23 protein-coding genes are annotated in these 20,601 nt (G+C 60.0%); 15 read left to right on the plus strand and 8 right to left on the minus strand.

What is annotated here, in order from left to right; all coding sequences use genetic code 11:
- Positions 1–39 precede the first annotated feature (39 nt).
- Positions 40–1,422 carry an MFS transporter gene (locus tag B060_RS0111155; protein ID WP_018081870.1) on the plus strand — a complete coding sequence of 461 codons (1,383 nt, stop codon included), beginning with the start codon at positions 40–42 and terminating at the stop codon, positions 1,420–1,422.
- 9 nt (positions 1,423–1,431) lie between these two features.
- Here B060_RS0111155 and B060_RS0111160 read toward each other — a convergent pair whose 3' ends face one another.
- Positions 1,432–2,898, minus strand: coding sequence for a sigma-54-dependent transcriptional regulator (locus B060_RS0111160; RefSeq protein WP_018081871.1), 1,467 nt, complete (start codon positions 2,896–2,898; stop codon positions 1,432–1,434).
- Positions 2,899–3,115: 217 nt separating this feature from the next.
- On the opposite strand from B060_RS0111160, the gene B060_RS0111165 reads away from it, so the two are divergent.
- The 9 genes from B060_RS0111165 (at position 3,116) to B060_RS0111205 (ending at position 11,708) form a co-directional block, all read left to right on the plus strand.
- The gene (locus B060_RS0111165) at positions 3,116–4,918 is read left to right on the plus strand and encodes a M3 family oligoendopeptidase (protein ID WP_051081061.1); all 1,803 of its coding nucleotides are present in this window, start codon (positions 3,116–3,118) and stop codon (positions 4,916–4,918) included.
- Positions 4,919–4,971: 53 nt separating this feature from the next.
- A complete protein-coding gene (locus B060_RS0111170; RefSeq protein WP_018081873.1) occupies positions 4,972–6,273 on the plus strand; it encodes a Xaa-Pro dipeptidase in 1,302 nt (433 codons plus the stop codon).
- Positions 6,274–6,382: 109 nt separating this feature from the next.
- Positions 6,383–6,634 carry an aa3-type cytochrome c oxidase subunit IV gene (locus tag B060_RS0111175; RefSeq protein WP_018081874.1) on the plus strand — a complete coding sequence of 84 codons (252 nt, stop codon included), beginning with the start codon at positions 6,383–6,385 and terminating at the stop codon, positions 6,632–6,634.
- A gap of 229 nt (positions 6,635–6,863) precedes the next feature.
- On the plus strand, positions 6,864–8,000 hold the full coding sequence (locus tag B060_RS0111180; RefSeq protein WP_026172764.1) for a Re/Si-specific NAD(P)(+) transhydrogenase subunit alpha: 1,137 nt from the start codon (positions 6,864–6,866) through the stop codon (positions 7,998–8,000).
- Positions 8,000–8,389 (plus strand): nuclear transport factor 2 family protein, encoded by a 390-nt coding sequence (locus B060_RS0111185; protein ID WP_018081876.1) that lies wholly within the window; start codon positions 8,000–8,002, stop codon positions 8,387–8,389. The genes B060_RS0111180 and B060_RS0111185 overlap by 1 nt, the downstream gene beginning before the upstream one ends.
- Positions 8,376–8,702: a proton-translocating transhydrogenase family protein gene (locus B060_RS0111190; protein WP_018081877.1), complete on the plus strand. Its 327-nt coding sequence runs from the start codon at positions 8,376–8,378 to the stop codon at positions 8,700–8,702. The genes B060_RS0111185 and B060_RS0111190 overlap by 14 nt, the downstream gene beginning before the upstream one ends.
- The gene (locus tag B060_RS0111195) at positions 8,703–10,121 is read left to right on the plus strand and encodes an NAD(P)(+) transhydrogenase (Re/Si-specific) subunit beta (RefSeq protein ID WP_018081878.1); all 1,419 of its coding nucleotides are present in this window, start codon (positions 8,703–8,705) and stop codon (positions 10,119–10,121) included.
- 103 nt (positions 10,122–10,224) lie between these two features.
- The gene (locus B060_RS0111200) at positions 10,225–10,899 is read left to right on the plus strand and encodes a hypothetical protein (protein ID WP_155847791.1); all 675 of its coding nucleotides are present in this window, start codon (positions 10,225–10,227) and stop codon (positions 10,897–10,899) included.
- 83 nt (positions 10,900–10,982) lie between these two features.
- Positions 10,983–11,708 (plus strand): hypothetical protein, encoded by a 726-nt coding sequence (locus B060_RS0111205; protein ID WP_155847790.1) that lies wholly within the window; start codon positions 10,983–10,985, stop codon positions 11,706–11,708.
- A gap of 31 nt (positions 11,709–11,739) precedes the next feature.
- On the opposite strand, the gene B060_RS0111210 is transcribed toward B060_RS0111205, so the two are convergent.
- From B060_RS0111210 to rpsU, 3 genes are all read right to left on the minus strand, one after another.
- On the minus strand, positions 11,740–12,243 hold the full coding sequence (locus tag B060_RS0111210; RefSeq protein ID WP_018081881.1) for a hypothetical protein: 504 nt from the start codon (positions 12,241–12,243) through the stop codon (positions 11,740–11,742).
- A gap of 139 nt (positions 12,244–12,382) precedes the next feature.
- Complete coding sequence (locus tag B060_RS0111215; RefSeq protein WP_018081882.1) at positions 12,383–12,784, minus strand: acyl-CoA thioesterase; 402 nt, start codon at positions 12,782–12,784, stop codon at positions 12,383–12,385.
- A gap of 109 nt (positions 12,785–12,893) precedes the next feature.
- Complete coding sequence (gene rpsU / locus B060_RS0111220) at positions 12,894–13,133, minus strand: 30S ribosomal protein S21 (RefSeq protein ID WP_023447359.1); 240 nt, start codon at positions 13,131–13,133, stop codon at positions 12,894–12,896.
- Positions 13,134–13,438: 305 nt separating this feature from the next.
- Here rpsU and B060_RS0111225 point away from each other — a divergent pair, with 305 nt between their 5' ends.
- Genes B060_RS0111225 through B060_RS24305 form a run of 3 tightly spaced genes read left to right on the plus strand, consistent with a single transcriptional unit; the run spans position 13,439 to position 15,793 of the window.
- Positions 13,439–14,113: a COQ9 family protein gene (locus tag B060_RS0111225; RefSeq protein WP_018081884.1), complete on the plus strand. Its 675-nt coding sequence runs from the start codon at positions 13,439–13,441 to the stop codon at positions 14,111–14,113.
- Positions 14,110–14,448 carry a hypothetical protein gene (locus tag B060_RS0111230; protein WP_018081885.1) on the plus strand — a complete coding sequence of 113 codons (339 nt, stop codon included), beginning with the start codon at positions 14,110–14,112 and terminating at the stop codon, positions 14,446–14,448. Before B060_RS0111225 ends, B060_RS0111230 begins: the two co-directional genes overlap by 4 nt.
- 40 nt (positions 14,449–14,488) lie before the next feature.
- Positions 14,489–15,793 (plus strand): hypothetical protein, encoded by a 1,305-nt coding sequence (locus B060_RS24305; RefSeq protein WP_155847789.1) that lies wholly within the window; start codon positions 14,489–14,491, stop codon positions 15,791–15,793.
- A 41-nt stretch (positions 15,794–15,834) separates the two neighbouring features.
- Here the strand turns inward: B060_RS24305 and B060_RS0111240 are convergent, their stop codons facing one another.
- The 3 genes from B060_RS0111240 to purE all read right to left on the minus strand — a co-directional run bounded on the left by B060_RS0111240 (position 15,835) and on the right by purE (position 17,766).
- Entirely contained in the window at positions 15,835–16,119 is a 285-nt protein-coding gene (locus B060_RS0111240; protein WP_018081887.1) for a YciI family protein, read from the minus strand.
- A 77-nt stretch (positions 16,120–16,196) separates the two neighbouring features.
- Positions 16,197–17,273, minus strand: coding sequence for a 5-(carboxyamino)imidazole ribonucleotide synthase (locus B060_RS0111245; protein WP_018081888.1), 1,077 nt, complete (start codon positions 17,271–17,273; stop codon positions 16,197–16,199).
- Position 17,274: 1 nt separating this feature from the next.
- On the minus strand, positions 17,275–17,766 hold the full coding sequence (purE, locus tag B060_RS0111250) for a 5-(carboxyamino)imidazole ribonucleotide mutase (RefSeq protein ID WP_018081889.1): 492 nt from the start codon (positions 17,764–17,766) through the stop codon (positions 17,275–17,277).
- A 287-nt stretch (positions 17,767–18,053) separates the two neighbouring features.
- On the opposite strand from purE, the gene B060_RS28220 reads away from it, so the two are divergent.
- Positions 18,054–18,962 carry a GGDEF domain-containing protein gene (locus B060_RS28220; RefSeq protein ID WP_280512628.1) on the plus strand — a complete coding sequence of 303 codons (909 nt, stop codon included), beginning with the start codon at positions 18,054–18,056 and terminating at the stop codon, positions 18,960–18,962.
- 8 nt (positions 18,963–18,970) lie between these two features.
- Here B060_RS28220 and B060_RS0111260 read toward each other — a convergent pair whose 3' ends face one another.
- Positions 18,971–20,152, minus strand: a complete 1,182-nt coding sequence (locus B060_RS0111260; RefSeq protein WP_413783246.1) for a deoxyguanosinetriphosphate triphosphohydrolase — start codon at positions 20,150–20,152, stop codon at positions 18,971–18,973.
- Between the two features lie 94 nt (positions 20,153–20,246).
- On the opposite strand from B060_RS0111260, the gene B060_RS0111265 reads away from it, so the two are divergent.
- On the plus strand, positions 20,247–20,576 hold the full coding sequence (locus B060_RS0111265; RefSeq protein ID WP_018081892.1) for a HesB/IscA family protein: 330 nt from the start codon (positions 20,247–20,249) through the stop codon (positions 20,574–20,576).
- Positions 20,577–20,601: the final 25 nt, after the last annotated feature.

The raw sequence follows: 20,601 nt of genomic DNA on the forward strand, positions 1-20,601 counted from the left end.
CGATTACAGCCTGTCTAAATCAAGGCCGCGAGACCACTCATGACGCCAGCCTCTGATAAAGACGCTCTGCACGCCTACGAACCGGTACGTCTTGGGGAAACCATAAGCTATGGCCTCGGCGATGTTGGGTTCAACATGTACTGGGCACCGGTCTCAGCCTTCATTATGGTCTATCTCGGCGATGTCGTGGGGCTGAGCCTGACCAGCATTGCCACCCTACTGGTGACCATGCGCCTCGTCAGCGCCTTCGCTGACCCGGTGTTCGGCGCCATAGCCGACCGCACCCACACGGCTTATGGCCGCTATCGCCCTTGGTTTCTGTGGCTCTGCCTGCCGCTGGCCGCTGCCGGCATCCTGTTTTTCTCACTGGCCAATGCCCCGCATGACAGCAAGCTGTTTGCCGCCTATTTCGGCCTGATCCTGCTCAACCTGATCTATACCGGCGCCAACACCGCCTACAATGCGCTGTCCGGCGTCATTACCCCCGATTCAACCCAGCGCGAACAGATTATGAGCCTGCGCTTTGGCGGCGCGTTCCTGAGCGCAGTCCTGATCACATGGGCCACGCCCAGACTGGTCACCTGGGCCGGTCGTGGCAACGACGCGCTTGGCTGGCAGTTCGTCATGACCATTTACGGCGTCATCGTGGTCGGCATACTGATCAACCTGTTCCTGCACACCCAAGAGCGTTTTGCCCTGACCTCACGGCCCAATCCCAACCCACTGCGCGATGTGCGTGACCTGTTCCTCAACCGCCCGTGGGTCATTCTGTTCTTGCTCGCCGGGGTCGTCATGGTCGCCTCGATGCTGCACACCTCTGTCGCCCCCTTTTACATGAGATCCTATGCCGGCAGACCTGACCTGGTCATCAATATCGTCATGACCTTCACGCTTGGCCTGGCAGCAGGCTCCGCCGTCAGTTCGCTGTTGGCACGCGTCCTCTCGCGCCAGAGATGGATTTCGATCATGCTTGTGGTCGCCGGCCTCGCCTGTCTCGGCTTCTATTTTTGCCAGCCTGGCCAGATCATTCTGATGTTCGTGCTGCAAGCCATGAGCGGTGTGGCCTTTGGCACCATCGCCACCCTCACCTTCGCCATGTATGCCGATACGGCGGATTACAACGCCTGGAAAACCGGCTACCGCGCCACCGCCATGACCTATTCGATGATCATGCTGTCGAAGAAGGTCGGCGCCGCCATCGCCGCCGCCATCATCGGCTGGGCGCTGGTCGACTACGCCGGCAACAAGGCGCCAACACCCTTCTTGCTCGACAATATCCGCCTTCTGACCGGGCTGGCGCCGGCCATCATGGCCTTCGCCGGCCTCGGTATCATCGCGCTTTACGATCTGTCACCCGAGCGGGTGATCAAGCTACAGGCGCAACTGCTGGGCGGTATCCGCGACAAGGCCCAAAATCACTAGCCAGGCCGATTAGCCCGCTTCCTTGACCAGCCCCTCAAGGCCGCAATCGCGCACCTTGCGATACAGAGTCGAACGCCCGATACCGAGACGACGCGCCACTTCCGACATGTGGCCGGCATAGACACCTATCGCGTGTTCGATCAGGTCGCGCTCGATATCCTCAAGCTTGCGAAGATGCCCGGCGTCATCAAGGATACGCACCGGCGCGTCATGCAGGGCCTCGTGATGCTCTTCAGTAAGGCTGGCAGCGGCCTGACCGAGGGCCACGACCTGACCTTCGGCCGGCGCCATCATTGGCGCAACCTGGCCGCTGATCGCCGGAAAATCAAAGGCCTGCAGGTACGGGCTGTCGCTCAACACGATGGCGCGATAGACGGTGTTCTCCAACTGGCGGACATTCCCCGGCCAGTCATAAGCGCACAACATCTGCATGGCCTCACTGGAAACACCGGTGACGCGCTTGCCTTCTTCAATGTTGAAGCGGCGCACGAAGTGATCGATCAGGGCCGGGATATCGTCACGGCGTTCACGCAAGGATGGCGCTTCGATCGGGAAGACATTGAGGCGATAGAACAGATCTTCGCGGAAGGCGCCGGCCTTGACCTGATCACCGAGATTACGGTTGGTCGCCGAAATGATGCGGACATCAACCTTGATCGGACGCTTGGAGCCGACCGGATCAATCTCGCCTTCCTGAAGTGCGCGCAGCAGCTTCACCTGCATGTCGAGCGGCAGTTCGCCTACCTCATCGAGGAACAGGGTGCCGCCGTGGGCTTCCTGGAACTTGCCAAGGTGCTTGTCGGAGGCGCCGGTGAAAGAGCCCTTTTCGTGACCGAACAGGATGGATTCAACGAGGTTTTCCGGCAGGGCTCCGCAGTTAACCGCCACGAAAGGCTTGCCGGCGCGCTCGGATGAACCCTGAATGGCGCGGGCGATCAGTTCCTTACCGACACCGCTTTCACCGAGGATCAGCACGGGGATCGAGGACTTGGCGGCGCGTTCGCCTAAGCGGCGCACCAGAGCCATCGGGCCCGATGTGCCGATCAGGTCATCGAAACCAATGCGGTTGCCGGTGTGCTTCTTCAGGCGTGCCACCTCGGCCACCATATCCCCCATCTGCAGGGCATTGCGTACTGAAACGAGAATACGCTCAGGCGAGGCCGGCTTGATGAAGAAGTCCTGCGCCCCGGCCTGCATGGCCTTGACCACAGTATCGATGCCGCCTGAAGCGGTCAGCACCACCACCGGCGTGCGGATGCCGACGGCGCGAATTTCCTTCAAGGTATCAATGCCGGACTGGCCTGGCATGACGAGATCAAGAATGACAGCGTCGATGCCCGAATTCTGCGACAGGCGTTCAACCGCCTGACTGCCATTTTCAGCGTGCATGACCGAGAAACCCTCGCGCTCCAGCACGGCCTGTATCAGGCGGCGTTGCGTCGGGTCGTCATCACAGATCAGGATCGTTTTCGCCATTATCAATATCCACCATCGTCTGATTTCGCCGTCACCGGTGTCCGGATTTCGGCTTATTTTGAGACAAACCTAAGGGATCTGCGTGAAAATCAGGTGTAGAGCTATAGTTAATGTCCCGTTTTTGTACGCTCTCCCCAAACAGGCGATCAGCATGAAGTGAAGGGAAGGCGCATAAACCCTCTCGATTTTCGTTGACTTTATGGCTATGTCCGCAGGCATGAACACACATGTCCCCTCCCTCGATTCCGCCACCCAATTGCCCGTTTGGGATCTCACCGATCTGTACAGCGGCCCCGAAGATTCCAAAATCGCTGAGGATTTCGCGCGCGGCGAGGGCCACGTCAAGGAACTGGCTAAACTTCAAGGCCAGTTCGTGGCGGCGCGTGGCAATGCGGAGCGCCTCGGCCTGCTGATCGATCAGGCCGGAAGCCTCTACGAAAAGGCGATGGATGACATGGGCGGCGCATTGGCCTATGCCACGCTGGCATCAACCATTGACCGCGAGAACGCCCGCATCGCCAAGATGCAGTCCGACCTCGGCACCCAGGCTGCGATGATCTCGGCCGATAGTCTTTTCCTCTCGCTCGAACTGAACCAGCTCGAAGACTGGGAAATCGAGAACGCCCTCAAGATGGTCACGAAGGCGCAAAAATGGCGGCCCTGGCTGCGCCGTATCCGCGCCAGCCGTCCGCACGAACTGACGCCCGACCTGGAACGCCTGATGCTGGAGCGTATGCCGGCGGTCGGCCAATGGTCGCGCCTGTTCGACGAGACCCTGACCCGGATGCGCGTCAGGATCGGTAAAGACTCCCTGACGCTCAACGAGGCGCTGAACCGCCTCTCCGCCCCGCAAGCGAACGTTCGTAAGGCGGCGGCAGTTGGGCTATCGGCCGCGCTCAGGGACAATGCGCCCGTGCTGGCCCTGACGCTCAACACCCTGGCCTTTGAAAAGCAGGTCGAGGATCGCTGGCGCAAGTATGAAGATCCGGCAGCGTCGCGCCACCTCGCCAACGAGGTCGATAAGGATGCCGTTGACGCCATGGCCGAGGCCGTCGGGGAATCCTATGCCAACCTGTCGCACCGCTATTACAAGATCAAGGCGAAGATCCTTGGCAAGAAGCAGCTCGATTTCTGGGACCGCAACGCGCCTCTGACCCAGGATGTGCAGAAAAACTATAGCTGGGCTGACGCCAAAAAGATCGTGCTCGACAGCTTCGCCAAGATGGGACCGGAATTCGCCGAACGCGCCCAGCGCTTCTTCGATCAACCGTGGATCGACGCCGCGCCGCGCGCCGGCAAGTCCTCCGGCGCCTATGCTCACCCGGTGACGGCCAACCGCCATCCCTATGTCATGCTGAACTTCACCGGCGACCGCCGCGAAGTACTGACCCTGGCGCACGAACTCGGCCATGCCGTCCACCAGACTCTGTGCCAGCCGCTCGGCTCGATCCTGGCCGACACACCGCTGACGCTCGCAGAAACCGCCTCCATCTTCGCCGAAGGGCTGGTGTTTGAGCATCTCGTCGCCACCGCCTCGCTGGAAGAGAAGAAGGCCCTACTGGCCGGCAAGATAGAGGATGGCCTAAACTCCGTCATCCGCCAGATCGCCTTCCACCGCTTCGAGGAAAAGTTCCACGCTGCCCGCTTGGAAGGCGAGGTCGCGCTCGATCAGATCAACGCCCTGTGGCTTGAGGTTATGGGCGAAAGCTTAGGACCGGCAATCAAGCTCAATGACGGCTATGAAGTCTACTGGGCCTATGTCAGCCACTTCGTCCACTCGCCGTTCTACGTTTACGCCTATGCCTTTGGCGACCTGCTCGTCTCGGCCCTGATGGAAAAACGCCGGGAAAATCCGGAAGCCTTCACCCCGCTCTACCGCGAACTACTGGCCGGCGGCGGCACGAAAACCTATGTTGAAGCTCTGGCGCCCTTCGGCATGAACCCGCGCGACAAGGCGTTCTGGAAGATGGGCTGCGCCCGCTTAGAGGGTTTGATCGAAGCCTTCGAGGCTCTGGTTTAAGCGCTTGCACGGATGACAGTTTCATGATCGTCTCAAAGTTTACCACCTTGGGGATGATCATGAAACACCGTCTGCTTTTGACCGCCGCGCTGTCTTTTCTCGCCACCGGCGCCACGGCAAAAACCGTCGCCATCACCGCGGATAAACTGATCGAGGTCGAAACCGGCAAGGTGATAGCCAGGCCGGTCGTGATCATCACCAATGGCCGCATCACGGCTGAGGGCGTGCAAGGGGCGATCACCATCCCGGCCGATGCCGAAAAGATCGACCTCCCCGGCGTCACCCTCCTGCCGGGTCTGATCGACATGCACGTCCATCTCGACTCGGCGCCGGAATACAGCGGCTATAATTTCCTGCAGATGTCGGATCGTTTCTGGATGACCGTCGGCGTTGCCAACGCCAAAAAGACGCTTGATGCCGGCTTCACCACTGTGCGCAATGTCGGTTCGGAATTCTTCAACGATGTGGGCTTACGCGAAGGCATCGATAACGGCTATATCTCTGGTCCGCGCCTGATCACCGCCACCTACGCCATTGGTGCCACCGGCGGCCACTGCGATGAAACCTATTTCCCGCAATCAATGGATCAGAAATCACCCTATAATGTCGATAGTCCCGAAGAAGGGGTGAAGGTCGTCCGCACGCTCAAGAAATATGGCGCCACCGTCATCAAGGTCTGCGCCACCGGCGGCGTCTTCTCGCGCGGCGATACGCCCGGCGCCCAGCAACTGGCCTTGCCCGAACTGAAAGCCATCGTCGATGAGGCACATATGGACGGCCTGAAGGTCGCCGTCCATGCCCACGGCGCATCGGGCATTTCCGATTCGATCCGTGCCGGCGTTGACACCATCGAGCACGCGAGCCTGGTCGATGATGAAGGCATCAAGCTGGCCGTCCAGCACGGCACTTATTTCTCGATGGATATCTACAACACCGACTACACCCAGTCCGAAGGCGCGAAAAACGGCGTCCTGCCGGAAAATCTCAAGAAGGACGCCGATATCGGCGAAATCCAGCGTGAGAACTTCCGCAAGTCGCTCAAGGCCGGCGTAAAGATGATCTACGGCACAGACGCTGGCATCTATCCGCATGGTGACAATGCCCGACAATTCGCCGTCATGGTGCGTTACGGCGCCACGCCCTTGCAGGCGATTCAGGCGGCCACGGTCAATGCCGGTATAGCGCTTGGCTGGCAGTCCGATGTCGGCAGCCTCAAGGTGGGTCACTACGGCGATATCATCGGTGTCACCAGCGATCCGCTGGCCGATGTCACCGCGCTGGAACATCCGGCCTTCGTCATGAAAGGCGGCGAGGTGTACCGGAGCGGTGGCAAGGTGGTTGATCCGACCCAGTAAGCACGACACAGCACCGCCCTATTGACCAAATCAGCAGGCTTTTGTAAGGATCGGTCAAAGATATCTGTTCACAGGGCAGATGCACCCGCCCCTATAAGGAATAAGTTCCATGGCCGATCCTCACGATCATTCGACCGACGATTATGTACGTGGCGAGATGGATGTCCATGAGCACCAGCATTCCTTCGAACTGTTCGTCAACATGACCAAGTGGGGCAGTCTCGTGATTTCGGTCGGACTCGTTTTCCTTATCGTGCTGACCAGCACCAAGCTGGGTTTTATCACCGCCGTGGTGTCGAGCGTGGTGGTCGCCGGTCTCGGCTGGGTCATGCTGAAAAAGAAGCCTGACACGGGCCACTAAGCGCGCTGGCGTTATCTGACGCCGTAAAAAGCCGACATATCCTGCACACAAGGCCTCGCCCGCTTTTCCGCGTGGGTGAGGCTTTGGCGTGCGTGTGATCACGCGGAGCGTAACAAGGCTTTGACTTGACCTTCATTTCCCCATAACAAACATCTTAACAAACAAGCGACTCCGGTCGTTGCAGGTGCATCAAAATGATAGTGATGCCGTCGAGAAAGAGGAAACCATCGTGGGCTTAACCCTCGCCGTTACCAAGGAACAGATCGCGGGCGAGACCCGCGTCGCCGCCACGCCTGACACCGTCAAGAAATGGACTGCCGCGGGCTTAACTGTGAAAGTCCAGACTGGCGCAGGCCTTGGCGCTTCGATCACCGACGAGGCTTATACGGCCGCCGGCGCCACGATCGCCAAGACCGTGAAGGATACCCTTAAGGACGCCGATATCGTGCTCAAGGTGCGCGGCCCCGCCAAGGATGAGATCGCAGCGCTGAAAGCCGGCGCCATCGTCATCGCCATGCTCGATGCTTACCGCGAGAAAGAGACGCTGAACGCGCTCGCCTCGGCCGGCGCCTCCGCTTACGCCATGGAGTTCGTGCCGCGCATCACCCGCGCGCAGGTCATGGACGTGCTGTCGTCGCAGGCCAATCTCGCCGGCTATCGCGCCGTCATCGAAGCCGCCAATGCCTATGGCAAGGCCTTCCCGATGATGATGACCGCCGCCGGCACGGTGGCGCCCGCCAAGGCCTTTATCATGGGTGTCGGCGTCGCCGGCCTCCAAGCCATCGCCACCGCGCGTCGCCTGGGCGCTGTGGTCACCGCCACCGATGTGCGTCCGGCCACCAAGGAGCAGGTGGAAAGCTTAGGCGCCAAGTTCCTGGCGGTCGAGGACGATGAGTTCAAGAACGCCCAGACCGCCGGCGGCTACGCCAAGGAAATGTCGGCGGAATACAAGGCCAAGCAAGCGGCCCTGACCTCATCGCACATCGCCAAACAAGACATCGTCATCACCACGGCACTTATTCCTGGCCGCGCCGCGCCGATCCTCGTCACCAAGGAGCAGGTCGCCAGTATGAAGCCCGGCTCGGTCCTGATCGATCTGGCTGCCCCCCAGGGCGGCAATGTCGAGGGCTGCGTCGCCGATCAGATCGTGGACGTCAATGGCGTCAAGATCATAGGCCTGTCGAACATCACCGCCAGCATCGCCACCGATGCCTCGGCGCTCTATGCCAAGAACCTGCAAGCCTTTGTCGGCCTGCTTATCAGCAAAGACGGCGCGCTGGCCCCTGATACCGAGGATGAAATCCTCAAGGCCGCGCTCGTCACCCATGGCGGCGCCATTGTGCACCCCAATCTGAAAGACGCCTGATGGCCCATATCGATTACGAACAAAAAGCCGCTGAATGGTACGAAGCGTGGAATTCGCGTGATGCGCAGAATATCTGCGATCTTTATGCCGACAATCTGGTGTTTATCTCGCCCTTCGTCGCCAAGCTCGGCCTGTCGGAGCGCGGCGTCCTGACCGATATTCAGGCCTTTTATTCCTATGTTTCCAGCACCTTGCCGCGCGTGCCTAACCTGAAATTTGAGCCGATCGCCAACTGCATCGGCGCGCAAGGCCACACGCTCGTCTATCGCAACCAGTCGAGCCACATCGTGGCGGAGACCTTTGAATATAACGATCAGGGCCTGATCCGTCTGGCCAATGTCGCCTTCTCGACCGCACCGATCAAGAGGAAAAACTATGGAAGCCGTTGATCCCACCATCTTCCGTCTGGCCATTTTCGTGCTGGCCATTTTCGTCGGCTACTACGTGGTGTGGAGCGTCACGCCGGCCCTGCATACACCGTTGATGGCGGTCACCAACGCTATTTCCTCGGTCATCATCGTCGGCGCCCTGATCGCTGCCGCCGCGCATGCGGAGGGTGCGGGTATAGGCGTCTGGATTTCCAAAGGCGCGGGCGGATTGGCCTCGGCGCTGGCGGCGGTCAATATCTTCGGCGGCTTTATGGTCACGCGCCGAATGCTGGCCATGTACAAGAAAAAAGAGAAGAAAGTGGAGGGCAAGTAAATGGATTTCGCCAATATATCCGCCCTCGCCTATCTTATCTCTGGCGTCCTCTTCATCCTGGCCCTGCGCGGCCTCTCGTCGCCGGAAACCAGCCGCAAGGGCAATCTCTATGGCATGATTGGCATGGCCATCGCCATCGGCGTCACCATCCTGAGCCTGCTCGGCAAGGGTGATCTCGATCCGGTCACCATCGTCATCATCCTGTGCGGCATCGCCGTCGGCGGCATTGCCGGCATGACCATTGCGCAGAAAGTCTCCATGACCTCCATGCCGCAGCTCGTGGCCGCCTTCCACTCGCTCGTCGGCCTGGCCGCCTGCATGGTCGCCATCGGCGCGCTCTATGCCCCTCAGGCCTTCGGCATCGATGACGGCGCGGGCGGGATTAAGACGCAATCCTTGATCGAACTGTCGCTGGGCGTCGCCATCGGCGCCATCACCTTCACCGGCTCGGTCATTGCGTTTGCCAAGCTCAACGGCAATATGTCGGGCGCACCGATCATCCTGCCGGCACGCCACCTGATCAACATTGCCCTCGGCGTCGCGGTCGTGGCGCTGATCGTCACCCTGATCGTGACACACGGCCTGGCCACCTGGGCCTTCTGGGGCATCTTCGTCATCGCCCTTGTGCTCGGCATCACCCTGATCGTGCCCATCGGTGGCGCTGACATGCCGGTCGTCGTCTCCATGCTCAACTCCTATTCGGGCTGGGCAGCGGCGGCGCTGGGCTTCACGCTGGAAAACATCGCCCTGATCATCACCGGCGCCCTCGTTGGCTCCTCCGGCGCCATCCTCAGCTACATCATGTGCAAGGGCATGAACCGCAACTTCTTCAGCGTCATCATGGGCGGGTTCGGCGGAGACACCGCCGCCGCCGGCAGCGGTGCTGTTGAAACGCGCCCCGTCAAGCAAGGCTCGGCCGATGATGCCGCCTTCATCATGAAGAACGCCTCGAAGGTCATCATCGTGCCCGGTTACGGCATGGCGGTGGCGCAGGCCCAGCACGCCTTGCGTGAAATGGCTGACAAGCTGAAGGAAGAAGGCGTCGAAGTGAAATACGCCATCCACCCGGTCGCCGGACGGATGCCCGGCCACATGAACGTCCTGCTGGCCGAAGCCAATGTGCCCTATGACGAGGTGTTCGAATTGGAGGACATAAATTCGGAGTTCGCCACGGCGGACGTGGCCTTCGTCATCGGCGCCAACGATGTGACCAACCCGGCGGCCAAGACCGACCCGACCTCGGCCATATTCGGTATGCCTATCCTGGAAGTCGAAAAGGCCCGCACCATCCTCTTCATCAAGCGCGGCATGTCGGCCGGCTATGCGGGTGTCGAAAACGAGCTGTTCTTCAAGGACAACACCATGATGCTGTTCGGCGATGCCAAGAAAATGGTCGAAGGCATCGTCAAAGGGCTGTAGTCGCTGCTAGATCTATGAAATTTAAGGCGCAACGGTCTTCGTTGCGCCTTAAATTTTGCACAATGACCTGATTATGTCCCTGCTATCATCTGGGGAAAATTTCATGCACCGTCGCGCCTTGCTCGCCACCGCCGCCGCCTTTCTGGCCTTGGCGCCTGCCGCCTTCGCCGAGACGGAAAGCAAAAGCGTTCCGGCCGAGAAACTGTTTCCCTTCCTGAGCAACTATTACAGCCTGCCAGCGGCCGAGCGCAGTCATTTTCGGCTGGCCTATACGATGATGGTGCAGGGTGGCAAGGCCGAACAGGTTTCCCTGATCCTGCAGGATGGCGCGAAGATCGTGCCGAACGCTCAGGGCTATCTGGCGCCCCTGCCGACCGTCGCGCAACTCAAGGGCAAACTGACCTATAGCCGCCCCGCCGGGGTCAAGTTCGGCGTGGCGCTTGATCTCCTGCCCACTCAGGCCCCGGCGCAGACCATGGACGCCAAGGCGCTGGCACTCTCGGTGACGCAGGCGCTGAAAGGCTCAAAGAAGGTGGCCGGTCTGATGGCCATGGCCCTGCCGACATTCGATCGCATCGAGATACGCGGCGTCAGCACCGGACAGGTCAAATTGGCCGATGGCTCGACCCGGGCCCTTGGCCTGATCGGCGCGACGAAGGACAAAAAGGGCGTTTATCATCCGGCCCATATCAGCTATGTGCCGGCGGAATGGCCCACGGCGGCGAGCGTCAGCTTCGACGCAATGCCGTCGAAACTGCTGATCGAGGCCAAGCCGTGACCCCGTTCAGGCCCCATTCAGCCTTAACTTTTTATACTCGGGCAGGTTATGATAGAGGTCATAGCAAGATGATGATGGTAACGATGTCCAAGCTTTTGAAAAACCTGTCGAAATCCGCTGGCCTTGCGCTCTCGCTCAGCCTGCTGGGCGCTGGTGTGCCCGCCATGGCCGCGCCACCGCCGGTCACCGCCAACGGTATCACCACACAGACGGCCGCCGCTTCCGACGTTTTTCCGGGCTATAAGGCTTTCCTGAATATGCCGGCCGCCCAACGCAGCCAGGTCAATCTTTACTACGCCCTGCGTATCAAGCGCACAGATCCCTCGAAGGTGCATGTCACCCTGACCCATGCTGGCAAGACGACGCCGATCCAGATCGGCGCGGGCGGCCGCCTGAGCCCCTTGCCGACGCGCGAACAGTTGAACAGTGGCGCCACGATCAAGATCAGCGGTCCCGAAGGCGCCGGTGTGGGTATCAAAATCCACCCCTACTCCACCCAACCGAACAGCCAAACCTATGACGCTGCAGGCTTAGCCACCGGCATCAAGCAGGGTAATGCGGCCACAAGCCAGATCGCGGGGCCTCTGGCCCTGATGCTGCCGAAGCTTGATCGTGTCTATTTCATCGGCGGTGGTAATGGTGAGGTCGACTTCGCCAACGGGCAAAAGAAGCCCCTGCCGCGCACCGCACAGGCTGGCGAATATCCGGCAGGCACGCCCTATTTTGTACCGTCACAGATGGCTGGCGCGACGCATATCAAGCTCAGCGCCACGCCCAGCATCGCGCACTTCGATACGCCACCGAAGTAGGCCTTAAGCCTGAGCCATTAAACCTGGGCCATTAAACCTGGGCCTGGGCCTTCACGGATTTCTGCGCCACCATGTACATGCCGAGCCAGCCGCCTGCGAAGGCGCAAATGCCGGCCAGCACCGGGCAAAGCAGGAACAGCGTCGTGTTGTTCGGCAGGTGCAGCAGGTCGATCCAGAAATAGGCGGTCAGCAGGATACCGGCGATCCAGGCGGGAAACTGGCCAATCTTGCCCATGACGACGGAAAAATAGCCACCGACCAGCGTGCCGACCACCCAGGTTAGCGGGATGATGATAAAGACCTGCGATGCCACCGTCTTCATCAGTTCGGCCTTTTGCTCGGCATCTACCATGTAGATACCGGGCGGGAACGGGAACATCTGATCGAGCACATATTTGGCGATCGTATAGACCAGCATACCGATCAGCAGGCCGGACAATACCGCCAGCACCACGACCAGAACCTGGCGGGTCTTGGCGTCGTCCCACTCGCTGAGCCAATCCTGAAAACGGTCTGTAAACGACGATTTCGCCATGGCAGATAACCCCTACATCCGCGATATCACCCTAACATCCGTACAGGATGGCAAAGGGCTATCGTCACAGTGTTAACACAATCTCAACCCGCTTGGCAAAGACAGTTTTCGGACGAATTCCGACGCGCCACGACCGCGCTTAGGCCCTAACCGGACGGGGTTTGCCGAAATCATCGATACCGACAAAGGTGAAAATACCTTCGGTGACACGGGTCTTTTCCTCGCCTTCGCGCGGACGGCGGTAAGCGTCCACCTTCATCTTCATCGAGGTGCGTCCGACCGAGATAACCTTGGCATAGACCGTCACCTCGTCTCCCACCTGCACCGGCGTCAGGAAGACCATGCCATCGACCGCGATGGTGGCGACACGGCCTTTCGACAGTCGCGCCGCGATATTGCCCGCCGCAAGGTCCATCTGTGACATCAGCCAGCCGCCGAAAATATCGCCAGAAGGGTTGGTGTCGGCCGGCATGGCCGTGGTCAGGATGCCGAGATCAGCAGGATCGGGCAATTCGGAATGATCGTGGGGGCTGATGGCCATTGCACATGTATCCTTTAAGCACAGCAAAAAGCGCTGAAAGCCATGCCTTCAGCGCTCTTATATCTTGTCATTTGATGAGGGCAACGCCTTAAGCCTTGCCGCAACAAACTTAAGCGCGGGCCGGACGCGGCGGCGAAGCGGGCAGACCGCCTTCACGCTGCAGACGCTTGCGAGCCAGCTTGCGGGCGCGGCGCACGGCTTCAGCCTGCTGACGGGCGCGCTTCTCGGAAGGCTTTTCGTAATGAACGTGGCGCTTCATTTCGCGGAAGGAGCCTTCACGCTGCATCTTCTTCTTCAGGGCCTTCAGAGCCTGATCGACGTTGTTGTCACGGACAAAAATCTGTACCAAAAGGTATCTCTCCATTCAGGGTTCGTAGACTGATGATGGGGAACGCCAGCGCCGTAGCGTAGGCCCGTCAGCCAATAGTGAAAAAGAAAACTGTGCCCGCAAACCGAAGGCCTGCAGGAAGATCGGTCATGGCCATACATGAGGCGATGCCGGATGTCCAGCCGAACCCCGCTTGAAAAGGGTTTTTCTCGCTGTTTTTTTATTCTTCCCGCCGATGCCCGGGCTTTAAAGCCGTTCGCACATGCGACATTTTGTTACCAGCCAGCCCCTTGGCGTGCGCCCATATAGCGCCTATTGTAAGCCTCATGACAAGTGCTGCGCCCCTGCCCCATCTGAAAGCCGCTGAAATCCGCCTGGCCCATGCCGTAGCGGGTTTTGTGCCCGAATTGGGCCTGAACCGCATGTCGGTCGAGGCCGGCGCGCGCAGCTTAAGCCTTAGCGCAGGCGAGCGCGACCTGACCGCTCCGCACGGCGCCGCCGATATCGCCGCGATTCTCTGGCGCGAACACGATGCCGTCCTGCTCAGCGACGCCACCGCCGAATCACTGTGTACCCTGAAGATTCGTGACAAGATCGGCTTCCTGCTCAATCTGCGCCTCGATGAAGCGGCGCGTCACGAAAAACTGGCCTCGCGCCTGATGGGCTTCTTCGCCCTGCCCCAGCACGCCGCGCTCTATCACCGCCTGCTGTGGGAAACTGCCGATATCATCTGGCGCCTGGCCGGAGACAAGGCGCTCGACGAGAATCACTATTCCAAGCGCATGATCGTCAGCGGCATCCTGACCACGGCGATGGTGACGCGCCTCAGCCGTGGCCGCGAAGCCCAGCTTGAGCAGATCAATCGCAATATCGGTCAGGTTATGGAATTCGAGAAGTTCAAGGCCAAGCTCCCCGCCAAACCGGAAGAGATCATTCTCAACCTGGCGCGTTCACTCGGCCGCCTGCGCTTTGGTCGTACGACGGCCGACGCCACGCCATGAAGCACCTGCGCGTCCTCCTTGCCGGGATGTGGGCCTGCGTCTGGCTGCTGTTCTCCCTGACAGCCACCAGCGCCATGCCCGCCATGGCAGAGGACGCAGCCCCCATGCCCTGCCATATGGAGAGCATGGCCGGCATGGATATGGACCACAAGCCTGCCACGCCGTCGCCGCAGAGCGTGATGCCCTGTTGCAGCCAACCCACCCTGCCAGCAGTTGCCGAAGCTATAGCCCTGTTGTCACGTCCGTTTGTAAGCGCGCGCCTGACGCCTGAGCCTGCCGCACCGCTGATCAACCTCCCAGCCCGACTGGAGCCGCGTCCCCCGAAAATCGCCTGATGGTCTGAGCCCCTTTCCCATCATATTTTCAGGAGACATCATGTCCCATTTCACGACCGCATCGCTCGCGGCGCTACTGGCGCTGAGCGCTGCCCCCACATTTGCTCAAACAACCGTCCAAACAACTCAAGACCATTCTGGCCACGATATGTCCGGCATGGACATGTCAGGTCACGACATGCCAAGTCACGATTTGCCAAGTCACGATTTGCCAAGTCACGATATGCCAAGTCACGACATGCCAGGCATGGATATGAGCCCGCCGAAGTCCGGCTGGAACATCATGACACACGCCGTGCTGAACTTCGTGGCCGACGATCAGGAAGGCCCACGCGGCAGCTCCAAGGCCTTCGCCGAGGGCATGTTCATGGTCATGGCCGGCCGCGCCCTCAATGACAGTACCGATCTCGATCTGCAGCTCATGCTGTCGCCCGACGCTTTCATGGGCAAGAGCGGCTACCCCCTGCTGCTCCAGACCGGTGAAACCGCGGATGGTGTTCATCATCTGACCGACGCCCAGCATCCGCATGATCTTTTCATGGGGATGACGGCCAAGGTTACGCATCGCTTCGACGCCGACACCAGGGGCTTCGTTCTGGTCGGCTGGCCGGGCGAATACGGCTTTGGCCCGACCGCTTTCATGCACCGCGCTTCGGGCGAAAACTTCCCGACCGCGCCGATCTCGCACCACTGGCTCGATTCCGGCCATATCAGCATGGGCGTCGTGACAGCCGGCTTCGCCAGGGGGCCGCTCCAGATCGAGGTGACGCAGTTCACCGGCCGCGAGCCAGATCAGCACCGTTATGACCTGGAAACGCCGGATCTCAACTCGACCGCGTTACGCCTGACATGGGCGGTCAATGATCGCCTGAACGCGCAAACCTCATGGGCGCGTCAGGTCAGTCCGGAGCAACTGGCGCCCGAGGAAAACGTGCAACGGCGCTCCGTAAGCTTCGACTACAACCAGCCCTTCAAGGCTGGAACACTGTATTCTACCCTCGCCTATGGCTATAAAGAGGTCGAGCACAGCACGGACAAGCCGACCGAGGCCTATCTGTTTGAGAACACGTTCAAATTCAATGACAAGTGGATGGCGCTAGGCCGCTATGAGCGCGTCTACAATAATGAACTGGTGCACGACAGCGCCTACTGGGTGGCCAAGACCGAGATCGGCGCCATTCGCACCTTCAACCTCGGCCACGACATGACCCTGGGCCTTGGGCTGGTGCGCCAGTTCAACACGGTGCCCGATGCGCTGAAACCCATCTATGGCGACCATCCGAACGGCACAGTCGCCTTTCTTCAATTCAAACTCCATCCCATGTCACCTGGCATGACGATGTAAGGAAAAGGCCCCGCCAGATCACTGGCGGGGCCTTATTCAACTTAGCCTTTCAGGCTGTCCAGCCCGTCGGCGGTCGAGGTGATATTGACCTCGGCGATAGTGTAGTCGGCGACACCGTTCACATTGAACGGATCGCGCTTCATCATGGCTTCCAGTTCATCGCGGCTGCCGGCAGCGAAGATCATGCCACCGGTGCGCGGGACGCGGCGGCCAGCCGCCAGGAAGGTGCCAGCGGCATAGCCTTCCTTGAGCCACGCCATGTGGGCTTCAAGGTGGCGATCGACTTCGTCATTGGGGACCTTATAGGTCAGGGTCACGATATGCATGGAGATTTCCTTTTTGTTTATGAGGACTCTCTGCCTCGTTTTTTTGCAAGGTGCAATTCGCAAGTGCGAGAAGCCCACTATTTTATGCGGTTAATGTGGCCCATCTTGCGCCCGACCCGCGGCTCATCCTTGCCATAAACATAAAGACGCGACTGCGGTTCGGCGGCGAGTTGCGGCCAGTTCAGGATATCCGGCCCCAACAGGTTGGTCATCTCGACCGTGCAACGCGCCGAAGTATCACCGAGCGGCCAGCCCACAACGGCGCGGATATGCTGCTCAAACTGATCGCATGTGCAGCCATCCTGGGTCCAGTGGCCTGAATTATGAACGCGCGGCGCAATCTCGTTGAGCACAAGTTCATCACCCGGCAGCACGAAGAGTTCCACCGCCAGGACGCCGACATAGTCGAGCCCTTCCAGCACCTTGCGGGCGATCTCAAACGCCTTGGCAGTCACCACTTCGGACACCTGCGCCGGCGCCAGGGTGGTGGACAGGATACCGCCGACATGGTGGTTCTGACCAATCGGGAAGATCCTGATCTCGCCGTTCCAGCCACGTGCCGCCACCACCGATATCTCGCGGGTGAAACTGGCCTTGGCCTCCAGAATCGACGGGCGGCCACCGAGCGAGGCATAGGCGGTGTCGACCTCGTCGGGCGAACGCACCCAGATCTGTCCCTTGCCGTCATAGCCTTCACGGCGGGTTTTCAGCAGGGCTTCCGGCGTCGGGGAGGCCTGCATGGCAGCTTCCAGATCGGCTAGCGAATTGATCTCGAAGAAATCGACCGTATCGATACCGGCTTCACGCGCAAAGGTCTTTTCCAGAACGCGGTCCTGCGTGATGCGCAACGCCTTGGACGATGGCGCGACCACGGCGCCCTTGCCGGTCAGGAAATCGAGGCTGGCGGCGGGGACGTTCTCGAACTCGAACGTAATGACATCGCAGCTTTCGGCCAGACGTTCTAGCACGGCCTCGTCGGTATAGGCCGCCACCTTGGAGGCCAGCGACACCTGCGCGGCGGGGGAGCCAACATCCGGCCCGAAGGTCACCACCTTGAAGCCGAGGCGCGAGGCGGCTTGCGACAACATGCGGCCCAACTGGCCGTCACCAAGAATACCGATCGTGCTGCCAAGCGGCAGGGGAGCTTTAAGCATATTAGTCTTCTACTGTGTCAGGAACGCTGTCGGTCTGGGCCTGACGCAGAGCTTCGATGCGCTCACTCAGGGCCGGATCATTCAGTGCCAAAATCTGTGCCGCTAAAAGCCCCGCGTTCTTGGCGCCGGCCTCGCCGACCGCCAGCGTGCCGACGGGCACACCGCCCGGCATCTGCACGATCGACAAAAGCGAATCGATGCCCTTGAGGCCATCGCGCACCGGCACCGGCACGCCCAGCACCGGCAGGGTGGTCATGGAGGCCGTCATGCCCGGCAGATGCGCAGCACCTCCGGCACCGGCGATGATCACCTTATAACCAGCGGCTTTTGCGCCGGTAGCGAATTCATAGAGCCGCTGCGGCGTGCGGTGCGCCGAGACGACGCGCGAGATATAGGAGACGCCCAACTGATCGAGCGCGGTCGCGGCGGCCTTCATCACCCCCCAGTCGGAGCGTGATCCCATTATGATGGCAACCTGCGGCGTATCGGCCATTGTGTGTCTAAGTCCTGATCTCTAAGGGGCCTTTCGGAAAGGCGCGGAGTATAGTCAGAAGCCCAGTGAGTGCAAGCCCCTCCCCTTAACCGTAAATCCTTATTATTTATCCCCGAAAAAGACCACAATTGCTCCCCATGTAGCGTAAGACGCCCCACAGGTAAGGTGTGCGTTAACTATTGATTATAAGGCCCGCCGCATTGCACAAGGCGCGCTTCCGTGCTTTCATACAGGCCTTCATGACCGCTTCGAATATAAGAAAATTTACCGGAAGCCATAAGGGCATAATGGGACTCGACTCGCACCTGTACACGACGGACGACCAGCCAGGCACCCAGCCTAGCATGATGGCCGACGCACGCGATGCGGCGGAGAAGCCTGCGCGCGCCACGACCGCGTCGATGCAGAGCCTGCTCGCGCACTATTTTGAGACCAATCCCGATCCGGCAAGCCCCCCTCCCAGCCCCTTTCACGCCGATAATGTTTATGCGCTGAGCACTGCGCAGAGCGAGACCCGATTACCGAAGGAGGTTTTCGAGACCTCGCATGTCACTGAGGCCGCCTTTGTGCCGGTTGATGCGCCGAAAGTCTCGCCTTCTTCGCTGGTAGCGCAAGACGACTGGCCAGCCGCAGCGCGCGCCCTGATCGACTCGTTGATGCAGGATAATGAAGCGTTGCGCGAACAACTTCACGAGCAAGCGCTTCACCTGCGAACCGCACAAGGCCAGGCCGACAGCGACGCGCTGACCCCTACCCTCAACCGCCGCGCCTTTCTGCGCGAAGTTCATCGCGCCATGGCCGATTGCCGACGTTATGGCGAGGAGGCCTGCCTGATCTATCTCGATATGGATGGTTTCAAGAGCATCAATGACGCTTACGGCCATGCCGCCGGCGATGCCGCGCTTATATATGTCGCCGAAGCGCTCAATGGCAGCGTCCGGGAAGGTGACAGCGTCGGCCGGATGGGCGGTGACGAATTCGCCATCCTGTTGCGCCACGCCGACCTGAAATCGGCGCGGATCAAGGCCATGAAGCTGGAAGCCGAACTGATGATGGGCACGTTCGAGCACGCGGGCCTCTACCTCAAGGTCGGCGGCTCGTTTGGTGTCCGCGCCTATGCCGCACAGGCCTCTGCCGAAGCCTGGGTCAGCGAGGCCGACGCCGCCATGTTCCTGGCGAAGAAAGCCGTGCGTTAACCGCCCCGTCAGCCGCCAATCGAAAACAAACGACGCTGTTCTTCGATGGCGAAGGCGTCGGTCATGCCGGCGATGTAGTCACAGATCACCCGCGCCCGCGCCGTTTCCGTATCCTTCGAACACACGCGCTGGAACCATTCGGTCGGCAGAGTGTCCGGCTCAGTCATAAATAGGTTGAACATCTCATTGAGCGTGCGCTTGGCGTGGCTGCGCGTGCGATTGAGCCTGTAATGCTTGTACATGCGCTCAAAAAGAAAGCCGCGCAGACGCGACAGGTCGTCATAAACCGATTTGGAAAACGCCACCATTGGGCGCTTTGCCACGCGAACATCCTCGTCCGTCACGATATCATCCGCTTTCAGACGGCGCTCCGTCTCCGTCAGCACATCGCTCATCATCGTACCGATCATCCGGCGCACACCTTCGAGCCGTAACATTCGGCTGTCGATGGTGGGCCAGTCCTTCTGCACCGAAGCCAGCGCCGGGCCGATCAGCGGCACCTGCATCAGGTCATCGATGCTGAAAAGCTCAGCGCGCAAACCGTCATCGACATCGTGATTGTTATAGGCGATGTCGTCGGCAATGGCGGCGCACTGAGCCTCCATTGAGGCGAAGGTGTCAGTGCGCAGATCCCACTGGGCGTTGAAATCAACGATGGATTTCCACGATGGCTCCTGCATGTGGTGGCTGACCGGGCCATTGTGCTTGATGATGCCTTCGAGGGTTTCCCATGTCAGGTTAAGGCCATCGAAGGCCGGATAACGCACTTCAAGGCGCGTGATAACGCGGAAGGTCTGGACATTGTGATCGAAGCCGCCCCACGGCGCCATGCTGGCGTGGAGTTGATCCTCGCCGGCGTGACCGAAGGGCGGATGCCCCAGATCGTGTGACAAGGCGATGGTTTCGGCAAGGTCTTCGTCAAGCGCCAGAGAATGGGCCAGAGAGCGGGCGATCTGCGCCACTTCGAGCGAATGGGTCAGGCGGGTGCGGAAATAGTCGCCTTCATTGGCCACAAAAACCTGCGTCTTGCCTTTCAGACGACGAAAAGCAGTCGAATGGATGATGCGGTCGCGATCGCGGGCATAGGCCGTGCGCGTCGGGGACTCCAGTTCCGGATGCAGCCGGCCGAGGCTCTTGTCGACATTGGAAGCAAAGCTGGCCAAGGGTTTCATCGTCGGTCTTTCTTTCAATTCACCCCCTTGGCTAAACTGATTTTCCTAAAAAATCCGCTCTTTTTCTAGGTAAGGGGCTGATTTTCTCGGCAAATGCGCCCATATTCACGGCATGAGCCACAATATCTCCCTCACCGCCTCCGCCGCGAAACACCTGAACGCCCTGAGCCAGGAAGCCGGCCACCCTGTCATGCTGCGCGTGCTGGTCGAAGGCGGCGGATGTTCGGGCTTCCAGTATGTGCTCGATCTGACCGATACGGCCAATCCCGATGAAAGCGCCATCAGCTATGATGGTGCCACCGCCTTGGTCGATGAGATTTCGGCGCCTTTGATGGCTGGCTCGATCATTGATTATGTCGAGGAACTGGTCGGTTCGCAGTTCAAGATCCTCAATCCTCTGGCGGTCGCTTCCTGCGGTTGCGGTACGAGCTTCGCGCTTTAAGAGCCTTGCCCGAATCCGACGGCCA

This window comes from Asticcacaulis benevestitus DSM 16100 = ATCC BAA-896 (assembly GCF_000376105.1).
GTDB classification, from domain to species: Bacteria; Pseudomonadota; Alphaproteobacteria; order Caulobacterales; family Caulobacteraceae; genus Asticcacaulis; species Asticcacaulis benevestitus.

What these genes read in the sequence shown, in the direction of transcription:
- purE (WP_018081889.1), bottom strand. Translation starts at nt 17,766, where the DNA reads ATGGCCGATACGCCGCAGGTTGCCATCATAATGGGATCACGCTCCGAC.
- B060_RS0111155 (WP_018081870.1), top strand. Translation starts at nt 40, where the DNA reads ATGACGCCAGCCTCTGATAAAGACGCTCTGCACGCCTACGAACCGGTA.
- B060_RS0111205 (WP_155847790.1), top strand. Translation starts at nt 10,983, where the DNA reads ATGTCCAAGCTTTTGAAAAACCTGTCGAAATCCGCTGGCCTTGCGCTC.
- B060_RS0111225 (WP_018081884.1), top strand. Translation starts at nt 13,439, where the DNA reads ATGACAAGTGCTGCGCCCCTGCCCCATCTGAAAGCCGCTGAAATCCGC.
- B060_RS0111185 (WP_018081876.1), top strand. Translation starts at nt 8,000, where the DNA reads ATGGCCCATATCGATTACGAACAAAAAGCCGCTGAATGGTACGAAGCG.
- B060_RS0111210 (WP_018081881.1), bottom strand. Translation starts at nt 12,243, where the DNA reads ATGGCGAAATCGTCGTTTACAGACCGTTTTCAGGATTGGCTCAGCGAG.
- B060_RS0111160 (WP_018081871.1), bottom strand. Translation starts at nt 2,898, where the DNA reads ATGGCGAAAACGATCCTGATCTGTGATGACGACCCGACGCAACGCCGC.
- B060_RS0111215 (WP_018081882.1), bottom strand. Translation starts at nt 12,784, where the DNA reads ATGGCCATCAGCCCCCACGATCATTCCGAATTGCCCGATCCTGCTGAT.
- B060_RS0111165 (WP_051081061.1), top strand. Translation starts at nt 3,116, where the DNA reads ATGAACACACATGTCCCCTCCCTCGATTCCGCCACCCAATTGCCCGTT.
- B060_RS0111230 (WP_018081885.1), top strand. Translation starts at nt 14,110, where the DNA reads ATGAAGCACCTGCGCGTCCTCCTTGCCGGGATGTGGGCCTGCGTCTGG.
- B060_RS0111190 (WP_018081877.1), top strand. Translation starts at nt 8,376, where the DNA reads ATGGAAGCCGTTGATCCCACCATCTTCCGTCTGGCCATTTTCGTGCTG.
- B060_RS0111170 (WP_018081873.1), top strand. Translation starts at nt 4,972, where the DNA reads ATGATCATGAAACACCGTCTGCTTTTGACCGCCGCGCTGTCTTTTCTC.
- B060_RS28220 (WP_280512628.1), top strand. Translation starts at nt 18,054, where the DNA reads ATGGGACTCGACTCGCACCTGTACACGACGGACGACCAGCCAGGCACC.
- B060_RS24305 (WP_155847789.1), top strand. Translation starts at nt 14,489, where the DNA reads ATGTCCCATTTCACGACCGCATCGCTCGCGGCGCTACTGGCGCTGAGC.
- B060_RS0111240 (WP_018081887.1), bottom strand. Translation starts at nt 16,119, where the DNA reads ATGCATATCGTGACCCTGACCTATAAGGTCCCCAATGACGAAGTCGAT.
- B060_RS0111245 (WP_018081888.1), bottom strand. Translation starts at nt 17,273, where the DNA reads ATGCTTAAAGCTCCCCTGCCGCTTGGCAGCACGATCGGTATTCTTGGT.
- B060_RS0111175 (WP_018081874.1), top strand. Translation starts at nt 6,383, where the DNA reads ATGGCCGATCCTCACGATCATTCGACCGACGATTATGTACGTGGCGAG.
- B060_RS0111265 (WP_018081892.1), top strand. Translation starts at nt 20,247, where the DNA reads ATGAGCCACAATATCTCCCTCACCGCCTCCGCCGCGAAACACCTGAAC.
- B060_RS0111200 (WP_155847791.1), top strand. Translation starts at nt 10,225, where the DNA reads ATGCACCGTCGCGCCTTGCTCGCCACCGCCGCCGCCTTTCTGGCCTTG.
- B060_RS0111195 (WP_018081878.1), top strand. Translation starts at nt 8,703, where the DNA reads ATGGATTTCGCCAATATATCCGCCCTCGCCTATCTTATCTCTGGCGTC.